This window comes from Paenibacillus sp. SRL342 (assembly GCF_984798905.1).
The window spans coordinates 3,030,365-3,054,487 of sequence record NZ_OZ481790.1; the positions used below are offsets into that span (position 1 = coordinate 3,030,365).

Genomic DNA, 24,123 nt, shown 5'->3' on the forward strand with positions numbered 1-24,123 from the left:
ATGAAATTATCAGTTCTTGGAAGGAAGGTGCGCTAGACGTGAGTGTAATTATCAAAACAACAAATCTTACCAAACAATACGGGACTCAAAAATCAGTTAATTCACTGAACATGACCGTTCAACAAGGTGGGATATACGGCTTTCTTGGACGCAACGGGGCAGGGAAAACGACGACAATCCGTATGCTGCTCGGTCTAATCAAACCAACGCATGGTGAGATTGAGATATTTGGAGAGAACCTATTTACCAATCAAAAAGAAATATTAAGAAGGACCGGTTCGATTGTAGAGGTACCCGGGTTTTATGAGAATCTGACTGCCCGCGAAAATTTATCCATCAACGCTCGAATTATGGGGATATACAAAAAGAATGCCATTGAGGACTCGCTCGAAATCGTAGGTCTGCAAAATGAAACCAAAAAATTGGTTGGCAAATATTCTTTGGGAATGAAACAAAGGTTAGGCATTGCCCGAGCCCTGTTGCACTATCCAGAATTGCTGATTCTTGATGAACCTACCAATGGACTTGATCCGATTGGGATCAAAGAAATTCGCAGGCTGATTAAAAATTTGGCCACCGAGAGAAATATTACCATCTTGATCTCAAGCCATATTTTATCGGAAATTGAACAACTGGTTGATTACATGGGCATTATTCATGAAGGGAACCTGCTGGAGGAAATTTCATTTGAGCAGCTTCGGAAAAGGAACCGTAAATACACCGAATTTCAAGTTTCAGATGATAATAAGGCTGCGGTCATTCTCGACGGTTTGGATCAGGCTGAATATGAAATTCATGATGAACGCAATATCCGGGTGTATTCCCATTTGGGACAACAAGGTAAGTTAAACAGAATCTTTATGGAGAATGACATCAATGTAACCAAAATTATGGTGAGTGAGGATCGTTTGGAAGATTATTTCACCAAGCTGGTTGGAGGTGGAACCATTGGTTAATTTGCTTTACACTGAACTTCTCAAGCTGAAACGCTCCAAAATGTTTCTGCTTAGTATCATCGGAGCGGCCGTTGCCCCTTTGATGGTAGCTGCTGCCATGTTTGTGCAAATGAAAACAAAGGAGCCTTATCTTGTCGCACAATTCAGTGTGCTTATGTCCAACACAAGCATATATGCTGTACTGGTCATTGGAGTTCCGTTGTATGGTGTCATTACCGCTTATCTGTATAACAGGGAATATGCGGAGGATACAATGAAGAATCTGCTGACCATTCCAGTTTCCAGAGTCGCTCTGCTAATGTCCAAATGGATTATGTTGCTGGGATGGATTATGTTGCTTACATTATCAGCGTGGGCGCTGGCGATCATTTTTGGTTCACTGGGTCAATTTGCAGGTCTTACTCCACAGTTTGTGCTTAACTCGCTCAGCAATTATGTAGTGGCAGGACTGCTGTTGTTTCTGTTGTCGACCCCGATCATTCTGATTACGCTCGTATTAAAAAGTTTTGTGCCAGCGATTATCGTAACCATTATTATTACACTGGTGAATGTGATGCTGGCTACAAGTGAACATCGCGGACTATTTCCATGGACCGCAGCACTGGATATTGCGAATGGAACACTGGAGGCCAAATATCCTCCAGAGTATTCATATATTTCGATCGCTGCGACGTTCATCATCTGTCTTGGACTGGCCATTGGTTATTTTAAGAAAATAGATATTCATTAGATCTTGTCTTCAAACTCATCCAAACCTTCTCCGAAACATGCAAAATCCTAATCAATTCGGTCGCATATGACTGCGAAAAACATAATGGAGAAGCCCTGATCAGTATGGATCAGGGCTTTTTTTTCAATGATCAGGTTAACCCGTAGTTACGGGTTGGCCTTTTTTGTTCTCGTTTTACGATAGGGGAAGCTGGGTTGAAAAGCATAACGTCCACTGCCTGTTCCCCACTATCACTTAATGATGATATACTTACCTGATGGAATATGATATTGATTATCAATATCAATTATCAATCTCAATTAATGAGTGATGTATACATTGGAAAAAGTGAAACGAGGGGCGCGTATAGATGCAAGAGAAAGAAGCGACACAAGGATTTACACCGGAGATGATTGATACAATGGCCAGTATCTGGACACGTTCGATCATTACAATAATAGATGTACGTTTTCAGAATATAGCGTCACAATACCCGTTGGAGCAATACAAAATGCCTAGTAGCATGTTTATCTATGCATATGGGGGAGAAGCGCAAATCCAACTGAATGAAACCACATTTGCAATGGAACGCTTCGGTTTAGTTCACGGCGGGAAGGGGAGCCTGCTCAGTATTACGCCTAAAGAGGAGATGGTGAAGACCTTTATGGTGTTTTATAGAGCAGAATCACCTCTCTTTTTCAAGAAACATCTGCAGCAATTACTGGAGCAAGTCAATCCATTTGTTCAACATTTTGGATATACGCCAAGTAATCCCATCTTGCTACGCGATTGGTTCCAACGGATGATGAATGGCTGGAAACGTGGCAAAGCAATGGATCAGCTACAGGCCAAAAGTTTTTTATATCAATTGATTCATGAGGTGTACAGGGATTTGGAGGGTGGTGAGATTCGGTATCTCCAGCCTGATCCAGCCTCTTCTGCCAAGATATATCTCGATAAACATTACAGGGAGCCGATTATGTTTCAACAAATTGCCGATATGTTTGGGATCAGTGGTGGACAATTGACGCGGTTGTTCAAAAAAAGGGAAGGGATGAACTTACAGGAGTATCTCATTCAGAAAAGGATTGAAGCTGCCTGTCATGATTTGAAACATACAGAAGCAACGGTTAAAGAAATCGCAACAGGAGCTGGGTTCGCAGATGAGAAAAACCTGTTCCGCATGTTTAAGAAGCATTACAAGATGACGCCAAGTGATTATCGGAAAATAAACGCACTATCCATGCAGGTTGATGGTATTGATAATGATTCTCATCTCCCTTACGATGAGAGGGAACTAGCGAGTCTAGTCAAGTCTTATAGAGATGGGGAATCAACGATGTTTGGAACATTAAGAAGTAAAGAAATGATTTTGGCGGCGGCGATAAGCATGATGCTCTTATTGACGGCATGTACGTCGGGGACGCCAGCGAATAATGGGGGAACGGCAAATACAACACCTGCGCAGACACAGCAGGCGACACAACAAGAAGGGTCGGAGACAAAAGCTTCAGAAGCAGTCTCGCAGACCAGAACGATATCCACAGTTAAGGGTGATGTTGAGGTACCTAGCAACCCTCAGCGAGTTGTAGTTGATTATTTGGTTGGTGATGTGGTAGCCCTAGGTGTAACTCCTTTAGGTGTGGCTAGAGCTGCACGGGGAGAGACAGAGCCTGTTTATGCTAACCAGATTACAGACTCCATGAAAGTAGCCATGGAGCCGGAAGATATCATGACGCTTGAGCCTGATCTTATCATTTTGGCATGGAGCGATGAGTCGTATGATGATTTATCCAAAATTGCCCCGACCATTTATGTTCCCTATGGTGATATGACTACAGAAGAGCGGATACAATTTATTAGCGATGTTTTGAACAAACAGGAAGAGGCTAAGGATGTTTTGAATGCTTATAACGGAAAAATCGAAGAAGCAAAGCTAGCCTTTCAGAATGCGGGCCTATCCGATGTGACGATTACGGTTGGAGAATTCAGTGATAAAAGTAACTACATAGCTGGAGCCAAACATGCCGTTGGTGAGCTTGTTTACGATGAACTTCAATTGCAGGCACCTTCAAAAGTCCAAACGGATATTATCGATGCAGATAAATATTGGGGCGATGTCTCCATGGAAGTATTACCCGCTTACTCTGGGGATTATATGATCTTCTTAGGAGATGGGAACGTTGCTTCTGATAATGCAGTGTGGAACTCCATACCTGCTGTGCAACATGATCGGATCGTGAAGGTGGATTCTTCGCTATCTTGGTCTACGGACGTAATGACTTCCAGTGCATTGATTGATTATATTGTTAGTCAATTGCTGGCATTAGCTAAATAAGAGTTGGAACGAAATTTTAATTGAGCACTCCAAATTTTCAAACATGACCAGTCGAATTTATGGACGTTAGTATCCATATTCGTTTGGATTGTCAATAGGTGATGAAAGGGAAACGAGATGAAAAGCAAGCCTGAACAAAAACGCCGTGGGGCGATGAACTTCACCATGTACATGGTAGTGGGGCTTGGATTAACGGTTCTCATGTCTGCGGCATCAATTATGTTTGGTGCTGCTGATATGAGGTTAGCAACGGTATGGGAGGCTATTTTCCGATTTGATCCAATGCTCACTGAACATCAAATTATTCAAACCATGCGTCTTCCGCGTACTGTAGCTGATCTGATCGTTGGGTGCAGCCTTGCGGTATGTGGCGCTATCATGCAGGGGACAACGCGCAACCCGTTGGCCGACTCCGGGCTCATGGGGATTAGCTCTGGCGCAGCATTTGCAATTGCACTATGCCTGGCCTTTCTGCCGGGTTATTCGTATTGGCAGATGATGTTGTTCGCTTGTCTGGGAGCAGCGATCGCCACCGGTATGACTTACTTTACCGCATCACTGGGCAATCGCGGAATGACACCTCAGCGGCTTGTACTGGCAGGTCTGTCTATTTCAATGTTGTTTGGCGCACTCAGTCAGTACTTGGCGATCAATTATAACCTGGGCCGAGCATTGACATTCTGGACAGCGGGTAGTACAGCGGGGGTCAAATGGGGAGAATTGCTGATTATCTCACCGCTCTTTGTTGGGGGTATACTGCTGGCACTGGCGCTGTCCCCTTCCGTTACATTGCTCAGTTTGGGAGATGATGTGGCAAGTGGACTCGGCATTCGTAGCGGACTGGTCAAGATTTTGTCGACAATTATTGTACTTGTACTGACTGGATTGGCTGTTGTTGTGGTTGGCCCGGTTGGTTTTGTGGGTCTGATTACCCCGCATATTGTGCGATATATGGTAGGTGTCGACTATCGATACATTATTCCGGCAGCAGCTTTATATGGTGCGTTGCTGACCGTATCGGCCGATTTGGCTGGACGTTTAATCAATAAACCGTTTGAAACGCCGATTGCCATTATATTTTCTATCATTGGTGTGCCGTATTTTCTCTTCTTGGCTCGAAGACAAAGGAGGGAATATGAATGATCAAGCGGCGTTATACGATGAAACGAGGCATTATCATCAATGTAGTGCTTATGGTGCTCATCCTTGTGTTTGCGATCATCAGCATGAATTCTGGCAAAATGAATCTTTCACCGCTAGAAGTGCTGAACGTTCTCATAGGAAACGGTACCGATAAGCAAAATCTGATTGTGTTTGATTTTCGTTTGCCACGAATTGTACTTTCGATTTTGGTAGGTCTAGGAATGGGAGCGGCGGGGGTCGTGATGCAGAGTTTGCTGCGTAATGACATGGCTAGTCCGGGGACACTGGGAATTAGTTCGGGATCGGGTTTGTTTGTCCTGTTCTTCGTTGTATTCTTTGCATCCACAGGCAAGAGTTCCTTTATTGCTCTGCCTCTGTTGGCTTTTGTTGGCGGACTATTGGCGGCCGGATTGATCTTCTTATTATCGTATCGCCGCGGACGAGACATCTCACCAATCGGTTTGATTTTGACCGGGGTCGCGCTAGGAAGCGGATATGGGGCGCTGACGACCTTCTTGACACTCAAGCTGGATGATTCACAGATGAACTTCATGCTGTATTGGCTGGCGGGGAGCCTATGGGGCGATGATTGGGGCTATATTTCCATACTGACACCATGGGTCTTGATCTTACTCGGCTATATTTTTTACAAAGCTCGCATACTGAATGCCCTCCATCTGGGCAATCAGACAGCACAGGGGCTTGGTGTATCCGTGAAACGGCAGTTCTTGGCGTTGTCAATCGCTGCTGTTGCTTTATCCTCTGGCAGTGTGGCCGTGGGAGGCAGCTTCTTTTTCGTTGGCTTGATCGCTCCGCATATGGCGAGAAAACTGGTCGGCCCTGATCACAAATTACTCATTCCGGCTGCCAGCTTGGCTGGGGGACTAGTCGTGGTGTTGGCTGACACGATTACGCGCACGGTTAGCCTCGTAGGAGATGTGCCGACAGGAATCGTTATTACAGTTATTAGTGTTCCATATTTTCTTTATTTACTAGCAAAATCCAAATAACACAATCAATGATATAGTCTGGATATTTTGTGGGAAACGGGTTGGCAGGACTGTGCGCTGCGTTTTAAAGCAGAATGCACGATATGAAGTTCAACGATCGAAGCTACCCTACATTACCGCTATACTTCTTAATCAAAGCATAAAAAAAGATGCCATTACGAGGATTCGTATTGGCATCTTTTGATTTTTCTCAATTGATAGTCAAGTTGATACTGGGAAATTACTCAGGATTTATATGGCAGGCTCATCCGACAGCTGGAACCGGGAAACGAAATACCAGATGAGCTCGCGACGTGAGGATACCTTGGTTTTGGCGAAAATGGATTTTAAATGATCCTGAACGGTGTAGACAGAAATATGCATCGCAGCAGCAATTTCTTTGGATGAATAGCTACGAAGCACATATCCGAGCAGTTCCCGCTCTCGACTGGATAATCCATGGCTTTCAGCTAGCAAGGGCAGCAAATCCTGCGGCATCGCCTGCTCCAAACGGATAGCAATTTGATCCGGTCCCGTAAGCTGTTGCATGAGACTGGCATGAAGTATGAGGTAACGCCCATCCGGTAGTTGGATGCAAACTTTGGATGGTGAGTCGTGAGCGATCTGAGTGTCGTGAGCACGTTCTGCCTGATACTTGCGCTGCAAGTGGGAACTCACTGCACGTACCGGACGGGGCAGAACATCCGGCCCTACATGTTCCAGCATGCGCAATTGGGACAGCCAATACTCGGCCGAGTCGTTCAGGGATAAGAGCTGGAACGTGTCTGAGGTGATCAAAATTCCGGGTTCCTCGGGACTTTCACTCGTAATCTCATCGATCAGTGTCAGGCTCGTAGACCGCAGCACGGATGCAATAGAAGCGGTCCAGGACTGAATCATCAACCGCTCTTCCTCTGTAAAGACACCACTTTCTGTCTTACGATACAGGGTCAGATATCCCCAGCAAGCGTCTCCATTGACCAATACAGCGCGCAATTCATCACCGAACCCCGCTGGCTGAAGAATGTTGATATAACGTGGGCTTTGTTCAGGCTGTGCGTTTACGGATGTGTGGAGTGTAGCTGTATGTTCACCGCTGCGAACTAATTCAGCGTATTTATGTATATCTTCTTCCATGTATTCGTTGATGAATAACCGATCATGAATGACTTCAATGCCATCTTCTGTCACAGCTCCTGTGGAGAGAAGAGTCAGAGGATCAACGGTAGTGAAACAGTATGCGTCGTAAGGTATAACCGTATGGATCTGCTTGAGAACAGCTTCCCGATAGGTACGTGAGGTCCAGGTTCCTTTTTCAAGAGAAGTGATAAGTCTGTGGTTCCGATCAATACGTGATGTCAACAAGGGTACTCCTCTCTCTGTGCGCATATCCCAATGTTCTGGGATTGTAGGCTCGCCGTATCCTTCTATAATGAAATTAGACGAACAACGAGTCAAGTCTAACTTCAATTCAAGAGGAGTGCGGTGTCCATGAATCACAATCCATCACCGATGAGCTGGGAAACAGCAGATGTTCATCGTTACGAACAATCGATAGCCCTGAAAATTCCGGGTTATTCTCATATGCATGATCTAATGGAACGGCTGCTTTCAGCATCTTTTGCCGATAACAACGATATTCATATCCTTATTGCCGGAGCGGGAGGGGGAAAAGAGATTGCTCTGCTCGGATCACGTCATGCCGGTTGGACACTGACTGGAGTAGATCCTTCACAGCCCATGATGCAACTTGCTGGGAAACGCGTCGCGGAAGCAGGCATCGGTTCCAGAGTGAAGCTGCAACCTGTCACGGTTGAAGAATTGCCGGAGGATATTGTATATGATGGGGCGACAAGCATGCTCATGTTACATTTCCTTCAGGGGATGGAGGCCAAGAGAACGTTTCTTACCAGCCTTGCAGCGAGACTTAAAACGGGTGCACCACTGATCATTGCGGCTGTAAATGCTGATCTTCGTTCACCTGCACATCCAATCATGATGCAAGCTTGGAAGGATCACATGTTGAGTGTGGGCGTCCTTCCTGAAGAGTGGGAGCGCTTTGCTGCTTCCCTGGGCCGTGAATCCGATCCAATATCCTCTGAAGAGATGACTCAGCTACTGACCGAATGCGGTTTCTCACATATTACACGTTACTTCGGGGCGTTCTGGGTGGAGGGGTATTATGCAATTCGAAACTAACGTGAAGCCTATGAAAGATCAGATCTGGGTGGTTGGCGGTTATGGTCAAGTGGGGCAGATGATATGTACTCAACTGGGGAAATTGTTCCCGGGCAAAGTATGGGCTGCGGGTACACGCATGAACCGTGCGGAAGAATTCAGCAGGTCTACTGGTGGTGCTGTGCTACCACTTCAACTGGATGTAACACGACCAGTAGAGCCATCCATGTTAAGGCATGTGAAGCTGGTCATAATGTGCGTGGATCAGAGCGATACACGGTTTGTTGAAGCTTGCGCACAAGCCGGAGCCGATTATATTGATATTTCTGCAAAATATGATTTTCTCGCCCAGGTTGAACAACTGCACACCAAAATGCAACGTTCCCAATCGACCGCGATCCTCAGCGTTGGCTTATCACCCGGAGTGACTAATTTGCTTGTACGCGAAGCGACCATGCATATGGATCAGGTGGAGGAAGCAGACATTACCGTAATGCTGGGACTTGGAGAGAAACACGGGAAAGCTGCCGTGGAGTGGACCGTTGATCAGATGAATGCCACCTACCAAGTGATGCAAAAGGGCAAACCTGCTGAGGTACAAAGTTTTGGAGATGGCAAAAGGATTGATTTTGGAGCAGAACTGGGGAACCGGAAGGCATACCGATTTAACTTTTCGGATCAGCATGTGGTTACTCGGACGTTACGTATTCCAACCGTATCTACCAGACTCTGTCTGGACTCCCGCTGGATCACAGGATCCATGGCGCTTTCCAAAAGTATAGGATTGTTTTCCTTGCTCCGTATCCCGTCTATTCGGAATGGAACAGTCAAGGCATTTGGCCTTATTCCCGGAGGAGAGCCAATGTATGCGGTCAAGGTCGATGCCGTAGGATGGGAAAATGGTGAGCAAATCCGCGTCGAACAACTACTGGTTGGCGCAAAGGAAGCAGATGCAACAGCGGCCGTGGCAGCAGCCGTGGCGGAACGCGTATATAGAACAGAGTCAGAGTTACCTCATGGTGTGTTTCATATTGAACAGTGTCTCTCTTTGCAGGACATTCAGGATGCACTTCCTACGCCGCTAAGCGTGATGACCACGATTACCTGAGTTCATGTTCTTTTGTTAGGACCCTCCGATCTGCTATGATGGAACAATAATCATGGCATGAATGGAGGGAGATCATGAACTGCGTTGCTGTATTACCTTATTACAAAGTGCAGAGGAAAGTGACGGGTCTCGCCCAAGAGATTGAGATGAATGCCCGCTCCATGATGCTGTATTCCGATAAAATCGTGACCAAATACCGCGAGTTCAACATCACGGAAGTGTTTGATATGTCATTTCGCCGTATGGGTGATGAAGGTGGATTTTTCTATCTGCACACAAGCACAGGAGTATATCCCTATATGGTCGAAATCGATCCTAAACCCTTTATACAAAGTTTCAGAAAGATGACGATCCAAAAATTAAAATGACTTGACCTTGCCGTTACGGAAAGGCTTACCCTCGGATAGGGAATGAACTACAACCAATCCAGAGGAGCCGTGAACGTCATGAGTATATTGATTCAGCAAGCTACGATTCTAACGATGAAAGATGCCGATGCCCCCTTTATGGGGGATATTCGTGTTGAGGGAGATCGCATTGTACAGATTGCGAACCACATTCCTCCTCAACCTGAAGATGAGATTATCGATGGACGTAATAAGGTTGCCATGCCGGGCCTCATCAATGCACACCAACATACACCAATGAGCCTGCTCCGGGGATTCTCGGATGATCTGAAGCTGATGGACTGGCTCGAACGTAAAATGTTGCCTGCCGAAGCACGGATGAACCCGGAAGACATCTATTGGGGTGCCAAGTTATCCATCGCCGAGATGATCCGTTCGGGTACCACTGCTTTTGCGGATATGTATATCCATATGAATGAGATTGCAGATGCGGTTAAGCAAACAGGTATGCGGGCATCGCTTACACGTGGGATGGTATTCATGGAGGATGATGGGGGACGCAGGTTGCAGGAGGCGATCGATCTTGTGAAACGCTGGTCTGGAGCGGCCGATGGGCGGATTACAACCATGTATGGACCCCACTCACCCTATACATGTCCTGTAGAGTCGCTGCGTGAAGTCATTGCTCTGGCTGTCACTGAGGATATTCCTCTCCATATTCATCTGGCTGAGACAAAGGAAGAAGTTGTGAAGATTCGTGAGCGCTATGGCATGACACCGACGGAGTATTTGGAAGAGGCGGGGATGTTCGAACAGGCACATGTGTTGCTTGCACATGGTGTACACCTCAATCGCAGGGACATCGGCAGATTGAAGGGCATGCGCGGCGGTGTAGCACACAATCCGGTCAGTAATCTGAAGCTAGGGTGTGGAATTGCTCCAATTACCGAGATGTTGGCTCAGGGAATTAATGTGGGAATCGGAACGGATGGAGCGGGAAGTGCCACAACCGTCGATATGTTCGAGGAGATCAAAGCCGCGACCTGGCTGCAAAAGCTGGATTATGGCGATCCCACTCGCTTGCCAGCCAAGGACGTACTAAGCATGGCTACACGCGGAAGTGCCAGTCTGCTTGGTCTACAGGATGAAGTAGGGATGCTTGAGGTGGGGTACAAAGCTGATCTGATCCTGATCGATCTGGCGAAACCACATCTTCAACCGGTACATGAAGTGGAATCCTTATTGGCTTACAGCGTAAATGGGGCGGACGTGGACACCACGATTGTGAATGGTCAGTTCCTCATGAGAGGCAGAAAGCTGCTCACGATTGATGAGGATGAACTTTACCGTGAGGTGAAGGTTAGAGCCAAAAGGATTGTTGAGGGAATTTAATTTTAGGTGAATATCATCCGAACTGGAAAATGATTTGTATTCAAAACGCTATGGAGGCATACTCCATGGCGTTTTTTGTCGAATTACAACTGGGAATAGTTCCACTGTCCTGTTCAGAATCGGTTCAGAATGGCTCGTTATACTGAGCATGTAGTTGTTCAAATTTGAAATGTACACGAGGAGGAACATGAATTGAAGGGGAAACAAAACAAAAAACGGCTTAAGCCGATATTGAAAAAAAGCATGTTGACTGTGCTCGGGCTGGGCATTGCGTTGCCTATAGGTGGAACGCTTCCTCAAGCTAACGCAGGAGAAATTGGCCCAGAGATTAACATTTCACGGCCTGTGCTCAACGACGGCATCCATTGGTTAAATTATTCATCGGAACAAAACGATCCTTCTTTTGTGTCCGGTGTACCCATCGAGGTAACGAACAATAGAGTTAGAATTGATTTGAGTACCCATTTACGATCTGATGAGTTTAGTATGCTCACAGCCAACTCAAGTGATAACAGTATAGCTAGGGTGTATGTAGAAACGATAGAAAATGAAAATATATTGGTTGTTATTCCTTACAAGAGCGGCAAGATCAACATCGAATTGAAAGCTCAATATACTGTATCTGATGTACCGGAAACGGTTACGGATAACTTTGAACTTAACATTAGTAAAAAAGGGGATGTAAATGCAGACGGAAAAGTGAATTCTGCGGATGCAGCAGAACTTTTGACTTATCTTCGTAATATGGTCAGTCGCCGCGGTTATTCTTATGTAGAGATGAACCGAATGGACGTGGATCGTAATGTGGAACCCACTTTGGGGGATATGAATGCGTTGTTAAACGGATATGCCAATAAAACACTTGGCGCAAAAAACAATGACTATGTGTTGACCTTTCAACAAGTGGACGATGCGCCGTATGTGCTGAATGGTCAATTGAAGAATTACATGGAGAACGCAATTGCCTCAGATTATGATTTAATGGATGTTGATGGTGATGATATTGATTACATTACTCCTTCTTATCAGTGGTACCGCGCAACAGAAGCTTCAGGAGAAGATATGGTTCCAATAGAAGGGGAGACACGAGAGCAGCATACCGTTACATCTGAGGACGAGGATCATTATCTTGTGCTCGAAGTGACTGCTCATTCCACTTCGGACGCGAATACGGAGCCTAGACGAGTATTCATTGTTGGAAAAGAAAAAATACAACGCCCTGATTAATTCATATTTTTTAATCTAGATAACAGTAACAATACTTTTCTATCTATACCAAACGATCTATCAATTGATACAGACATGGAGGCTAATACATGTTTCAACCGAAAAAGAAACGTCCAAGAATCAGAAGAACAATGTCAGGTCTCATCGCACTGACGTTACTCTCGTCTCTCGTATTCCCGAGTATAGCTGGGGCTGAGCCGGCAGAACCATCACAGGTGCAATTTGCAAATGTTAGTGTACAGGCGGGGCAGACGGTCCATGTCCCTGTTACATTAAAGCAGTCCTATTCTCAGGTTAGCGCTTATAATATGCAGATTGATTATGATACATCTGCACTGGAAGTTATCCGTATCACGCCTAAATCTGTCAGTACCATTAGCACATCCCCAGAAGAAACCGGTACAGGAGACTTCCAGTACGTAATTAATAACGAAGAAGGCTGGGTACGGATCATCTGGGTTGATTTCAATGCAGGTGAACGCCTGATTTCAGACGAACAGCAATTATTTGATATTGAGGTCAAAGCCAAAAATAATGCGACTCCTGGAACAAAACAGCTCACAGTGGTGCAAAGCGATTCAGAACATTGGCTTTTTACAAATGTAGAACACAATAGTGGTGCTCAGTTGTCCGGTGGAACAATCACAATAACAGCAGCAAACTCAGGTGGCGACAATTCTGGCTCGACACCTACGCCGAATCCTGGTAACTCTTCGGGTGGAGGGGGAAATGTATCTCCAACTACACCTGTGGTTACCCCAGTTCCATCGACTCCAGCGGTAACCAAAGGTGTAGACATCTATGTGAACGGTCAGAAACAGGAACAATCAGCGACAGCTACCACTTCAACGGTAAATAATCAGGTTACCACCACGGTTCACGTGGATAATGAAAAAGTCATCAATCAGATTGGAAGTGGACTAAAAACGCTTCTGCTGCCTATTACAGGTACTGGCAAGGGTGCAGTCGTTGGTGAACTGAACGGCAAGCTGGTCAAAACAATGGAAGGAAGTAATGCCGAAGTTGTCATTCAGACTGACAGTGGTACGTACACCCTCCCAGCTAATCAGATTCAGGTAGATCAGGTTCTGAACCAATTCGGAAGCACCGTTCCATTGGAAGATATTACAATCCAAATCGCTATTGCGCCTAGTGCCACATCCAAGCAAACAGCAATTCAGGCCGCAGCGGATAAGCTGGAGAACACAACGGTGATCGCAGCTCCGATTGATTTTGAAGTAAAAGCGATCTGGAATGGACAGCAAGTTAATGTAGATCGTTTCAACTCTTATGTAGAGCGCTCTATTACTTTGCCAGAGGGTGTCGATGGGTCAAAGATCACGACAGGGGTTGTGCTTCAGCCAGATGGCAGCCTTCTGCATGTACCGACCAAGGTTATCAAAGGTAACGTGCAAGATTCTGCTATTATTAACAGCTTGACGAACAGTACTTATGCGCTGATCTATCATCCGGCAACATTCAGTGACGTATCAAGTCACTGGAGTCGTGATGACGTACAGGATCTGGCATCCCGTCTGATCGTACAAGGTACTGGTGAGAACGTGTTTGCGCCAGACCGGAGTATTACGCGGGCGGAGTTTACGGCTGTTTTGTTAAGAGGCTTGGGTCTGCACGCACCGCGCAGTGCAGAATCGGCATCGTTCACGGATGTGAAGACAGGCAGCTGGTATGAGGATGAGGTTGAGACGGCAGTGTCCTACGGATTGATCTCAGGTTATACTGACGAGAGCTTCCGTCCGAACAGCGAAATTTCCCGTGCTGAAGCGCTGACGATTGTGTCACGTGCGATGAAACTGGTCGGTCTGGCACAGGCCGACGCGTCAGAGACAACAAGTCTGCTGAGCACATACAGCGATAGCGCTAAAGTACAGGCATGGGCAGCAGAGCCGGTTGCATCGGCGATTAAACAAGAGCTGGTACAAGGTGCAGATGGCAAACTGATGTCAGATGCAGACATTAGTCGTGCGCAGTCGGCGGCGATTGTGAAAAGGTTACTTGCAAAAGCTGGACTAATCTAATCAAATTTCTGGACACCTACACTTACTTGAAATGATTTGTTTCAAGCAAGCTGTAGGTGTTTTTTTACATACAACTTGTGTTCGAACTTCCTCTTATAGGTACAATGGTCCAGTTCATTATCAGTTCATACTGATTTGTTACAATATGAACATCAAATAGATAGATATTGTGCATGATCAGGAGAGGAAGAGATCCATATGAAAATACTTGAAGTTAAAAATGTGAAGAAATCATACACCTTATATGGAAAAGAAAAAGTTCCCGTACTCCACGGTTTGAACCTGAGTTTTGAGACGGGAGAGTTCGTCTCGATCCTTGGCGAATCTGGGTGCGGTAAGTCGACCCTGATGAATATCATTGGTGGCATGGACTCCGACTATGAAGGGGACGTCCTTGTTCGTGGCAAGAACTTAAGTTCCATGACGGAGAAGGAAATGGATGATTATCGGAAGAATAATATCGGCTTTGTCTTTCAAAATTTCAATCTGATCCCGCATCTGTCTGTCCTCGAAAATGTGACGATTGCGATGCAAATGACAGATACCAATGAGAAGGATCGCAATAAACGTGCAGTTGATATATTAACAGAAGTCGGCCTGAAAGATCATCTGAACAAACGTCCCAACCAGTTATCCGGGGGGCAGAAGCAACGGGTTTCCATCGCACGGGCTTTGTCCAACAATCCGGATATTATTCTCGCGGATGAACCGACGGGTGCTCTGGATAGGGAAAACGGAGATCAAATCCTCGCTCTGCTGGACAGTATAGCCAAGAAGGGAATGCTGGTGATTGCCGTAACTCACTCGCAGAAAGTTGCTGACTCCGGTACACGTATTGTGAAGGTTGAAGAGGGGCGCATTAGTGACGATATTCACCTGAAAGATCCTTCTACGGCTGTTTACGAGAGTGGTCAGGATTCTTCCCGGAGCCTGAGCTTGCTTGCTTCATTCAAGATGGCACTTAAAAATATGAAACTCAACGGCAAGCGTAATGTACTGGTCGCTTTAGGTGGATCTATAGGTATATTAAGTGTACTCCTGATGCTCTCCTTGGGGAATGGTATAACGACGTATATGAATGACGAAATCAATTCAAGTATGGACCCTTTGCTCGTGGATATAACAAAGCCGAGTGAAGAAGCCAAGGATATGCAAGGTCCTGAGGCCTTGATGGCACAAGGTGAACCGTTCACCGAAGCTGATGTTGAGACGATTCGCAATTTTCCTAATGTGGATCATGTAGAGACGATCACGACCATTACAGGCAAATCCACGATGGTGAATGAAAAACAAAGTGTAGGACTTACACAGTTAACAACGTTAACGGATGCTTTTGATCCAGCATTGATGACAACTGGTGTTCTGCCGGTAGAAAATCAGATGCTGTTACCCCTCGATACGGCGAAACAATTAAGCGGAAATGACCAAGCTGAATCCATGATCGGAAAGTCCGTGTTTCTATATATCAACGAGATGGATAGCAATAATAAACCAGTGACTTTGGAGAAAGAAGTAACCATCTCAGGGATCTACGAAGCGGCAGATCCGCAATCTCCAATGCAACAATCCCCGGGATACATTTCATCAGAGACGCTGGAGCAAATGTATACAGACAAGGGAATAACAATCGGGCCGATTCAGGTTAACGCCTATGCAACCGATATGAAATATGTAAATGATATCAATGAAGCTGCTGTAGACGCTGGCTTCGCAGGCTCTCAAATGGCCAAGGTCATGGAGAATATCACGACATATGTAAGTATGGCTTCCATTGTACTCGCGGGTATTGCAGGTATTTCATTGATCGTATCCGGTATTATGATACTGGTAGTACTCTATATCAGTGTCGTGGAACGGACAAAGGAGATCGGCATTCTTCGGGCGATTGGAGCAAGAAAGAAAGATATCAAGCGAATATTCTTCTCCGAATCTGCCTTATTAGGCGTATTTAGTGGTATTATTGCGGTAATCTTTGCAGTGATCATCAGTTATGTATTAAACATTCTTTTGGACAATGCGTTTGGAGCCAAACTCATTAATCTCTCGGGATATTATATCTTGTTTGGTATCGTGGTAAGTACAGCGATTAGTATTGTTGCGGGTTTGATGCCATCATCAAAAGCGGCGAAGCTGGACCCGATGGAATCCTTACGATACGAATAAAACCAATTGCGGAAAGGATAATGGCTACATGAACACAATTCTGGTGGTGGACGATGATTCCCATATCCGCAAATTAATCCGAATCTATCTTGAAAAGAATCAATTCTCCGTGCTGGAAGCACCAGACGGTCAAGAGGCGTTAGATATCCTCTCGCATACGAAAGTTGATCTGGCGATTGTGGATGTGATGATGCCGCGAATAGACGGTATTGAACTGACGGAAGATATTCGGTCTTATCTGGATATCCCAATTCTGATGGTGACTGCCAAGGGAGAATCCAAGGACAAAGTCAGAGGATTTAATGCCGGGTCAGACGATTACCTGGTTAAACCGTTTGATCCTGTGGAGTTAATCCTGCGTGTAAAATCATTACTGAAACGATATAACAAAAGTTCATCAAACATGATTCAGGTCAGCGGTGTAACGATTGATTTGGGCAATCTGATGGTCATTGCGGACGGACAAACTATCGAATTGAAAAAGAAGGAATGTGAATTGTTATTTTCTCTGGCGAGTTCGCCAGGGAAAATATTCACACGTACACAGCTTATAGATGACATATGGGGCATCGATTACGAAGGAGATGAGCGTACGGTTGATGTACATATCAAGCGGTTAAGGGAGCGACTTGAACCTGTACCTGAGTTAGTGATCTCAACTATCAGAGGACTCGGTTATCGCCTGGAGCGGGCATGAAAATGTTTAGGAAGAGCCTGCGACTTCGCATCGTAGCTACGTTTATCGGGATTGTTCTGGTGAGTTTAATTCTCTCCTTTATGATAAATAACGGGTCCCAGGAAAAGACACCGAATCGTTTTATGGTTACTTTTGCTGAAGACCTCGCTACACTGATTAACCTGATTGATGATCCGGAAAAAGTGAAATCAAGCTTGGAGATTTTTGCTCGCTACGGCTTAAATATCACTCCCGTGAATGAACAAAGTGAAGTGTTATCTTCCTTGCCAGAGGACAAAGTTCATTCGTTATTTGATTCGGGTACAACGGATGCCATTTTTCTGTCCAGTAAAGATGGAATCGCGAGTATAGGTGTTCCCGGAACAAACGAGGGGATCGGCACATTTCTGATTCAAAGTGATTTCTCCTCTCTTTTTCATACACTGCGAAACACGCTCTTAACCTCACTATTAACGGTTCTGGTGATTGGCAGCTTATTAATCCTGTTCATGTCAGGGTACATTGTGAAACCGATTAAGAGATTAACGGTTGCGGCGAAGGAGATGTCATCAGGTGACCTGTCGGTCCGCCTGAAACACAATAATAAGGATGAGTTTGGGGAACTGATGGAGAGTTTTAATCATATGGCCAGTGAGTTGCAAAAAATCGATTCGGTTCGTGATGACTTTGTCAGCAACGTCTCTCATGAAATGCAATCTCCACTCACATCAATTAGAGGATTCACCAGAGCACTACAAGATGGTGTTATTCCATTAGAAGAGCAGAAAGAGCATCTGGATATTATCTATGAGGAAACGCTGCGCTTATCGAGGCTCAGTGATAATCTGCTTCGGCTAGCCTCGCTGGATTCGGAGCATCATCCGGTTCATTTCACCACGTTCCAGGTAGATGAACAATTAAGAAGGGCGATCTTACTGGCAGAGCCGCAGTGGGCTCAGAAGGACATACAGATCGAACTGGACTTGTTGCCCTGCGAGATCACAGTGGACAAAGATTTGTTTGATCAGGTCTGGCAGAATTTAATAAACAATGCGATCAAATACACAGGTCCTAAAGGTACCATTCATGTCGAAATTGAGACGTCATCTTCACATGTGAAGATATTGATTAGAGATTCAGGACAAGGTATACCTGAGGACGCCCTTCCGTATATCTTTGATCGATTCTACATGGTGGACAAAGCACGGAGCAGCTCGCTTCGAGGGAATGGATTAGGGTTGTCCATTGTGATTAAAATATTGAAATTACATCAATGTACAATTGATGTAGAGAGCGAAGTAGGAAAAGGAACGCAGTTTATTGTCACGATTCCCAGATCGACCATTACACCTACACCTTAAGGCAAGCCAGAACAGAGAGAGCAATATTGGAAACAATCGGTCCCTGTGCGTTCAGGATTCAGATTGCTGCCATATTGCTTTTTTTGATATCTGTATTCGCGACAAAATTTCACATATAGTTTTGTTTAGCAGAGGATCATTTGTTAAAATAGAAGAGACGTTATGTGAATCTATGAACTTAATCAATTTATCATACACAGAATGGAGCCATCCAATGAAATATCGCAACATGGAAGATTGTATTAACGATCTGGAGCAGCACGGTCATTTGATTCGGGTCAAAGAAGAGGTTGATCCTCATCTGGAGATGGCAGCGATCCATATGAAAGTGCACGAGGCTAAAGGCCCGGCATTGTTATTCGAAAATGTAAAAGGCTCAAAGTTCCAGGCCGTATCGAATCTGTTCGGCACGGTGGAACGAAGCAAGTTCATGTTCCGGGGTACGCTGGAAGGCGTACAACGGGTCATGGCTGTTCGTGACGATCCCATGAAGGCGCTTAAGACGCCATTTCAGCATGTCCAAACAGGTCTAGCTGCGTGGCAAGCGCTGCCAAAACAGAAATCTATCAGCCTACCCGTGTCGGCGCAAGAGATTCAAATCTCGGACTTGCCGCTCATCAAACACTGGCCTATGGACGGTGGGGCATTTGTGACGCTACCACAGGTTTATTCGGAAGATCCGGACAAACCAGGCATCATGAATTCAAACTTGGGGATGTACCGGGTTCAACTGGATGGCAATGATTTTGAAATGAACAAGGAAATTGGATTACACTATCAGATTCATCGCGGAATCGGTATACATCAAGCCAAAGCGGTCAAAAAGGGAGAACCACTGAAAGTTAGTATTTTCATTGGGGGTCCACCTGCACATACACTTTCAGCAGTTATGCCTTTGCCTGAAGGACTTAGTGAGATGACATTTGCCGGTCTGCTCGCTGGACGTCGCTTCCGGTACAGTTACAAGGACGGATATTGTATCAGTAATGATGCTGATTTTGTCATCACGGGTGATATCTATCCAGGCGAGACAAAACCCGAAGGTCCGTTCGGGGATCATCTGGGTTATTACAGTCTGACACATGAATTCCCGTTAATGCGTGTGCATAAAGTCTATGCCAAACCGAATGCCATCTGGCCGTTTACGGTTGTTGGTCGTCCGCCGCAAGAGGATACGGCGTTTGGTGATTTGATTCATGAGATTACGGGAGACGCGATTAAACAGGAGATTCCTGGTGTCAAAGAAGTGCATGCGGTCGATGCGGCAGGGGTCCATCCATTACTGTTTGCAATCGGCAGTGAACGTTACACGCCGTATCAGGCGGTGAAGCAGCCGACAGAGTTGCTTACGATTGCCAATCGTATTTTGGGTACGGGTCAGCTCAGTCTGGCGAAGTACCTGTTTATTACCGCTGAGGATCAGCAACCTTTGGATACCCACAAGGAAGTTGAATTCCTGACCTATATCTTGGAACGTATGGATATGCAGCGGGATATTCATTTCCATACCCATACAACGATTGATACACTCGATTATTCGGGTACAGGACTGAACAGCGGCAGCAAGGTCGTTTTTGCAGCATATGGCGACAAGGTTCGAGAGTTGTGCACGGAGGTTCCGGAGTCTTTGAAAAACATTCGTGGTTATGAGAATCCACAGCTCATCATGCCGGGTATCGTTTCGATCCAGACATCGGCCTTTACGAGTTATGCGGATACAGCACAGGAGATGCAAGCATTCACGTCTCTATTGAAAGAACAGGGAGGTCTGAACTCGTGTCCAATGATCATTCTATGTGACGACAGTTCGTTCCTGAGTGCTAACCTCAGCAACTTCTTATGGGCAACCTTTACTCGCAGCAACCCTTCACATGACATGTACGGGGTTAATAGCGGATATGACCACAAGCATTGGGGCTGTGATCAGGTGATTATTGATGCACGCACCAAACCTCACCAGGCACCGCCGCTGATTCCTGATCCTTCGGTGGAGAAGAGCATTGAACGTTTATTTGTAAAAGGTGCTAGTCTGGGTTCGATCAAAATCTAATTTGAGATGTCTTGAAGAAGTTCAAACGGAGCGTTTGAACTTCTTTGGCTTACTCTGATACGGCGATGAAGCACAAAAGTGTGTAAAAGTTTAAAACCGGGACTAATTTGGATGTTGGAGTGAGGATAAAGTCTTAGGTGTTCGTATTTACCATTGTGATTAAGGTCGTTTGAACTATGTATGAAATGAAGAATTATAACGATATAAAGAAGTATAGGTATTTTTGTGGCCCCGTTCCGTTGGGTGCTGTTACTATAATGAATTGTTCAGGGGGAATACCGATTTGAGAATCCATATTATGAACCTGCAAGACGGAGACCGTCTAACTGCAGATACATTCAGCGATGCAGGATTACACGTTCTCGGGAAGGGAACTGTGATCAAAGGTGAGGATATCACCTTGCTTATGCAGCACCGTGTAGATTATGTAGATATTGAATCACGCGAAGAAGAAATCACTGAAGCAGAATTTTTTGCTGCAGCGGCAAAACATGCTTCCGGGATAACTACGAAGGAAGAACCGCCTGAAGAAGAGCTGAAGTCCCAATTTATTCAGACTGTACATAATTATCAAAATGCTTTTCTCGAAGCTCTGACCGTTGGCAAGTTCAACGCCACCATGGTGGATGATGCACTGCAACCGATGGTTGAGGGACTGGATGAGCAGAAAGATGTCGTTCATCTCCTGATGATGCTGGAGCGGGATGACGTCAATAACTATACACATTCAATCCAGGTAGGATTGTTGTCCTTCTACCTTGCGAACTGGCTTGGATATTCTCAGAAGGAGAGTTATCAGATTAGTCGCGGTGGTTATCTGCATGACATTGGAAAGTGCAAAGTATCCCACCGGATTCGGAACAAAACAGAACCGTTGACGGCGGATGAGCAGCTTGAAATGCAACGTCACACCATATATGGTCATGAAATTATCAAAAATTCGATGACGGATGAAGTGACAGCGCTGGTTGCTCTGCAACATCACGAGCGGGAAGATGGTTCGGGTTATCCGATGCAACTGGAGAAAAGTGAAATTCATCCCTATACCCAGATTGTATCTGTAGCGGATATCTATATAGGTATGAGATCCGGGAATCACGGAGGAAGCAATCCAAATCTGATCAACAACCTTAGAGATATCTATGGAATGGGATTTGGTAAATTGAATGAAAAACCGGTTCAGGCATTGATGCAACATTTGCTTCCTAATTTCATCGGGAAACAGGTTCTGCTCAGCAATGGAGAAAAAGGTGTGATTGTCATGAACAATACATCTGATATTTTCAAACCACTCATCAAAGTGGAGTCTGAAGAATATCGCGATCTCTCCAAAGAGCGTACGCTTGCCATTGATGAATTGCTTATTTAATCTAAATATGATCTGTATTCCTTATTTATATTGAGAACGGGCCTCCTGCACTAAGACAGGGGACCCGTTTTTTGTTATATCATCTAGATGTGTTGTTCGACCAAGGAAGCAAGCGTATACTTTGCAAAGACCTTATTTTTCCTGCCAAGGAGCGATCGCCATGATTGAAGTGACAACCGAGATTACGATACATGCCTCGATTGAACGGTGCTTCGACTATGCCCGGGATATTGATATACATACTCAGACCGTCTGGAAACATACGAGAGAGCGAGCAGTCGCAGGAGTAACAACAGGAAGAATTGGAGCAGGGGATACCGTTACATTTCAGGCTACTCATTTTGGTGTCAGACAGAAGCTGAAGTCCCGGATCGTGCAGTTTGAACAACCTTTCCTCTTTGTGGATCAGATGGAGAAAGGGGCTTTCAAGAGCATGCGACATGAACATCATTTCAGCGTAATTGGGGATCAGATAACTTGCATGAGAGACACACTTCGATTCGAAGCTCCACTTGGATTGCTGGGATGGGCAACGGAGCGACTTGTGCTGAAGAGATACATGCAGGCATTTCTAGAGGATCGTAATCGTAAGCTCAAAGATATGCTTGAGCAGTAGCCAGAATTGAATGGATAGAGGAGAGAAGACATTTGATGGATAATGAATATTTTGTAGGTTGGGGCACACTTGCCTTGATTAATGCCGGACTGGCTCAGGGAAAAAACAGAAGTGGTCGGAACTGGTTTCTGATTTCCCTGTTATTTGGTCCGTTGGCAACTCTTTTTATTGTGGTGTGGAATAAACTGGACTAATTCAACGATCGAGATTCCGATGCATATAACGATCGATTATCCAGAACACAAGGGCTACTGCACTAACGCCAGCACCTAACCAGCATACGGCTGTCCAGCCCGCCCAGGCATACACTTGGGTTGAAATGATGGAGCCGGTTGCACTGCCGATGGAATAAAAGATCATATAGGCTGCCGTCAGGCGGCTCTGTGCTTCGGGGCGAACTTCGTAGATCAGGCTCTGGTTGGTAACATGTACGGCCTGCACGGCGAGATCGAGCAGGATAACACCCAGGATCAGGAACCAGAGAGAATGATGGACATACCCGATGGGCAGCCAGGATAAGAGCAGAATGACAAGGGCGACACCGGTTGTTTTCTGCCCAAGGCCCCGGTCGGCAAGTTTACCTGCACGGGCAGCAGCCAATGCTCCCGCCGCTCCTGCGAGACCGAATGCACCTATGACTGTATGAGACAGGGACAGTGGAGGGCTACTTAGTGGCAGTACCATAGAAGTCCATAAGATGCTGAAGGCTGTAAAAATCAGCATGGCCAGCACACCTCGTACTCGTAACACACGCAACTCACGGTACAGTTGCAAGACGGAACCGAGTAATTGGGTATAGCTTTGTTTTACCTGTGGGGACTGCTGCTTTGGGAGAACAAGATATAAGGCGACAATTCCGAGTAATGTAAGGCTTGCGGAGAAGAGATACACCGATCTCCACCCGAGCCAATCGTTCAGCGTACCTGCAACCGTTCGTGCAAGTAAAATGCCAATGACGATTCCGCTGGTTACCAACCCGACAATGCGACCACGTTCGGAAGGGGCTGCCAAGTGTGCAGCAAAGGCAACGAGCGTTTGCGTAATGACCGAGAGTAGACCTACGACAGCCATGCCCATGAACAAGAGGGAACTGGATTGTGCGGTTCCTACGAGAACCAATGCAAGTACGGATAAGAGCATTTGAATGATGATCAGCTTGCGGCGATTTAAGAGGTCACCAAGCGGAACAAGAAGGAACAGCCCCAAGGCATAACAGATTTGAGTCACTGTGATGACAATCCCTATGGATGATGGAGAGAGGCCAAACTCATGAGCAATGGAGTCCAGCAAAGGCTGAGCATAATAGATATTGGCGACCGCAAGTCCGCTGCACACGGCAAAAAGAAGAGCAACTAACCGTGACATGGCAGGACGATCCTTATTGGATAATTGTGCATCTGGAGAAGAAGTTTGCATGAGTAGTTGTCACCTTTCTATTATGTACTGATCGGTATGTTATGTT

The 24,123-nt window shown here is 45.7% G+C and carries 20 protein-coding genes; 18 read left to right on the forward strand and 2 right to left on the reverse strand.

All coding sequences use genetic code 11. The annotated features are described in order from the left end of the window. Positions 1–38 precede the first annotated feature (38 nt). The 5 genes from AC4E8D_RS13495 to AC4E8D_RS13515 all read left to right on the forward strand — a co-directional run bounded on the left by AC4E8D_RS13495 (position 39) and on the right by AC4E8D_RS13515 (position 6,156). Positions 39–956: an ABC transporter ATP-binding protein gene (locus AC4E8D_RS13495; RefSeq protein ID WP_076214666.1), complete on the forward strand. Its 918-nt coding sequence runs from the start codon at positions 39–41 to the stop codon at positions 954–956. Further along, positions 949–1,686, forward strand: a complete 738-nt coding sequence (locus AC4E8D_RS13500; RefSeq protein WP_076214667.1) for an ABC transporter permease — start codon at positions 949–951, stop codon at positions 1,684–1,686. Before AC4E8D_RS13495 ends, AC4E8D_RS13500 begins: the two co-directional genes overlap by 8 nt. Positions 1,687–2,035: 349 nt before the next feature. Then, entirely contained in the window at positions 2,036–4,003 is a 1,968-nt protein-coding gene (locus tag AC4E8D_RS13505; RefSeq protein WP_490206323.1) for an AraC family transcriptional regulator, read from the forward strand. A 117-nt stretch (positions 4,004–4,120) separates the two neighbouring features. After that, on the forward strand, positions 4,121–5,146 hold the full coding sequence (locus tag AC4E8D_RS13510; RefSeq protein WP_074094813.1) for a FecCD family ABC transporter permease: 1,026 nt from the start codon (positions 4,121–4,123) through the stop codon (positions 5,144–5,146). Further along, complete coding sequence (locus tag AC4E8D_RS13515) at positions 5,143–6,156, forward strand: FecCD family ABC transporter permease (RefSeq protein WP_405132152.1); 1,014 nt, start codon at positions 5,143–5,145, stop codon at positions 6,154–6,156. The genes AC4E8D_RS13510 and AC4E8D_RS13515 overlap by 4 nt, the downstream gene beginning before the upstream one ends. Before the next feature lie 231 nt (positions 6,157–6,387). On the opposite strand, the gene AC4E8D_RS13520 is transcribed toward AC4E8D_RS13515, so the two are convergent. Beyond that, complete coding sequence (locus tag AC4E8D_RS13520) at positions 6,388–7,497, reverse strand: helix-turn-helix transcriptional regulator (RefSeq protein WP_490206324.1); 1,110 nt, start codon at positions 7,495–7,497, stop codon at positions 6,388–6,390. Positions 7,498–7,626: 129 nt separating this feature from the next. On the opposite strand from AC4E8D_RS13520, the gene AC4E8D_RS13525 reads away from it, so the two are divergent. From AC4E8D_RS13525 to AC4E8D_RS13585, 13 genes are all read left to right on the forward strand, one after another. Next, a complete protein-coding gene (locus AC4E8D_RS13525) occupies positions 7,627–8,334 on the forward strand; it encodes a class I SAM-dependent methyltransferase (protein WP_490206325.1) in 708 nt (235 codons plus the stop codon). After that, complete coding sequence (locus AC4E8D_RS13530) at positions 8,318–9,421, forward strand: saccharopine dehydrogenase family protein (RefSeq protein WP_490206326.1); 1,104 nt, start codon at positions 8,318–8,320, stop codon at positions 9,419–9,421. Before AC4E8D_RS13525 ends, AC4E8D_RS13530 begins: the two co-directional genes overlap by 17 nt. 74 nt (positions 9,422–9,495) lie before the next feature. After that, on the forward strand, positions 9,496–9,789 hold the full coding sequence (locus tag AC4E8D_RS13535) for a hypothetical protein (RefSeq protein WP_221819603.1): 294 nt from the start codon (positions 9,496–9,498) through the stop codon (positions 9,787–9,789). Positions 9,790–9,867: 78 nt separating this feature from the next. Beyond that, complete coding sequence (locus AC4E8D_RS13540; RefSeq protein ID WP_490206327.1) at positions 9,868–11,160, forward strand: amidohydrolase; 1,293 nt, start codon at positions 9,868–9,870, stop codon at positions 11,158–11,160. A 192-nt stretch (positions 11,161–11,352) separates the two neighbouring features. Next, positions 11,353–12,387 carry a dockerin type I domain-containing protein gene (locus AC4E8D_RS13545; RefSeq protein ID WP_490206328.1) on the forward strand — a complete coding sequence of 345 codons (1,035 nt, stop codon included), beginning with the start codon at positions 11,353–11,355 and terminating at the stop codon, positions 12,385–12,387. Between the two features lie 89 nt (positions 12,388–12,476). Next, complete coding sequence (locus tag AC4E8D_RS13550; RefSeq protein ID WP_490206329.1) at positions 12,477–14,426, forward strand: S-layer homology domain-containing protein; 1,950 nt, start codon at positions 12,477–12,479, stop codon at positions 14,424–14,426. Between the two features lie 198 nt (positions 14,427–14,624). Further along, positions 14,625–16,589: an ABC transporter ATP-binding protein/permease gene (locus tag AC4E8D_RS13555; RefSeq protein WP_490206330.1), complete on the forward strand. Its 1,965-nt coding sequence runs from the start codon at positions 14,625–14,627 to the stop codon at positions 16,587–16,589. A 28-nt stretch (positions 16,590–16,617) separates the two neighbouring features. Then, entirely contained in the window at positions 16,618–17,286 is a 669-nt protein-coding gene (locus AC4E8D_RS13560) for a response regulator transcription factor (protein WP_076214698.1), read from the forward strand. Beyond that, a complete protein-coding gene (locus AC4E8D_RS13565; RefSeq protein WP_490206331.1) occupies positions 17,283–18,626 on the forward strand; it encodes a HAMP domain-containing sensor histidine kinase in 1,344 nt (447 codons plus the stop codon). The genes AC4E8D_RS13560 and AC4E8D_RS13565 overlap by 4 nt, the downstream gene beginning before the upstream one ends. 214 nt (positions 18,627–18,840) lie before the next feature. After that, positions 18,841–20,676 carry a UbiD family decarboxylase gene (locus tag AC4E8D_RS13570; RefSeq protein WP_221819596.1) on the forward strand — a complete coding sequence of 612 codons (1,836 nt, stop codon included), beginning with the start codon at positions 18,841–18,843 and terminating at the stop codon, positions 20,674–20,676. A gap of 283 nt (positions 20,677–20,959) precedes the next feature. Then, positions 20,960–22,045 (forward strand): HD-GYP domain-containing protein, encoded by a 1,086-nt coding sequence (locus AC4E8D_RS13575; protein WP_221819595.1) that lies wholly within the window; start codon positions 20,960–20,962, stop codon positions 22,043–22,045. Positions 22,046–22,205: 160 nt separating this feature from the next. After that, positions 22,206–22,661, forward strand: a complete 456-nt coding sequence (locus AC4E8D_RS13580; RefSeq protein WP_221819594.1) for an SRPBCC family protein — start codon at positions 22,206–22,208, stop codon at positions 22,659–22,661. Positions 22,662–22,693: 32 nt separating this feature from the next. Continuing rightward, positions 22,694–22,855, forward strand: coding sequence for a hypothetical protein (locus AC4E8D_RS13585; RefSeq protein ID WP_155985038.1), 162 nt, complete (start codon positions 22,694–22,696; stop codon positions 22,853–22,855). 1 nt (position 22,856) lies between these two features. Here AC4E8D_RS13585 and AC4E8D_RS13590 read toward each other — a convergent pair whose 3' ends face one another. After that, entirely contained in the window at positions 22,857–24,077 is a 1,221-nt protein-coding gene (locus AC4E8D_RS13590; protein WP_221819593.1) for an MFS transporter, read from the reverse strand. Positions 24,078–24,123: the final 46 nt, after the last annotated feature.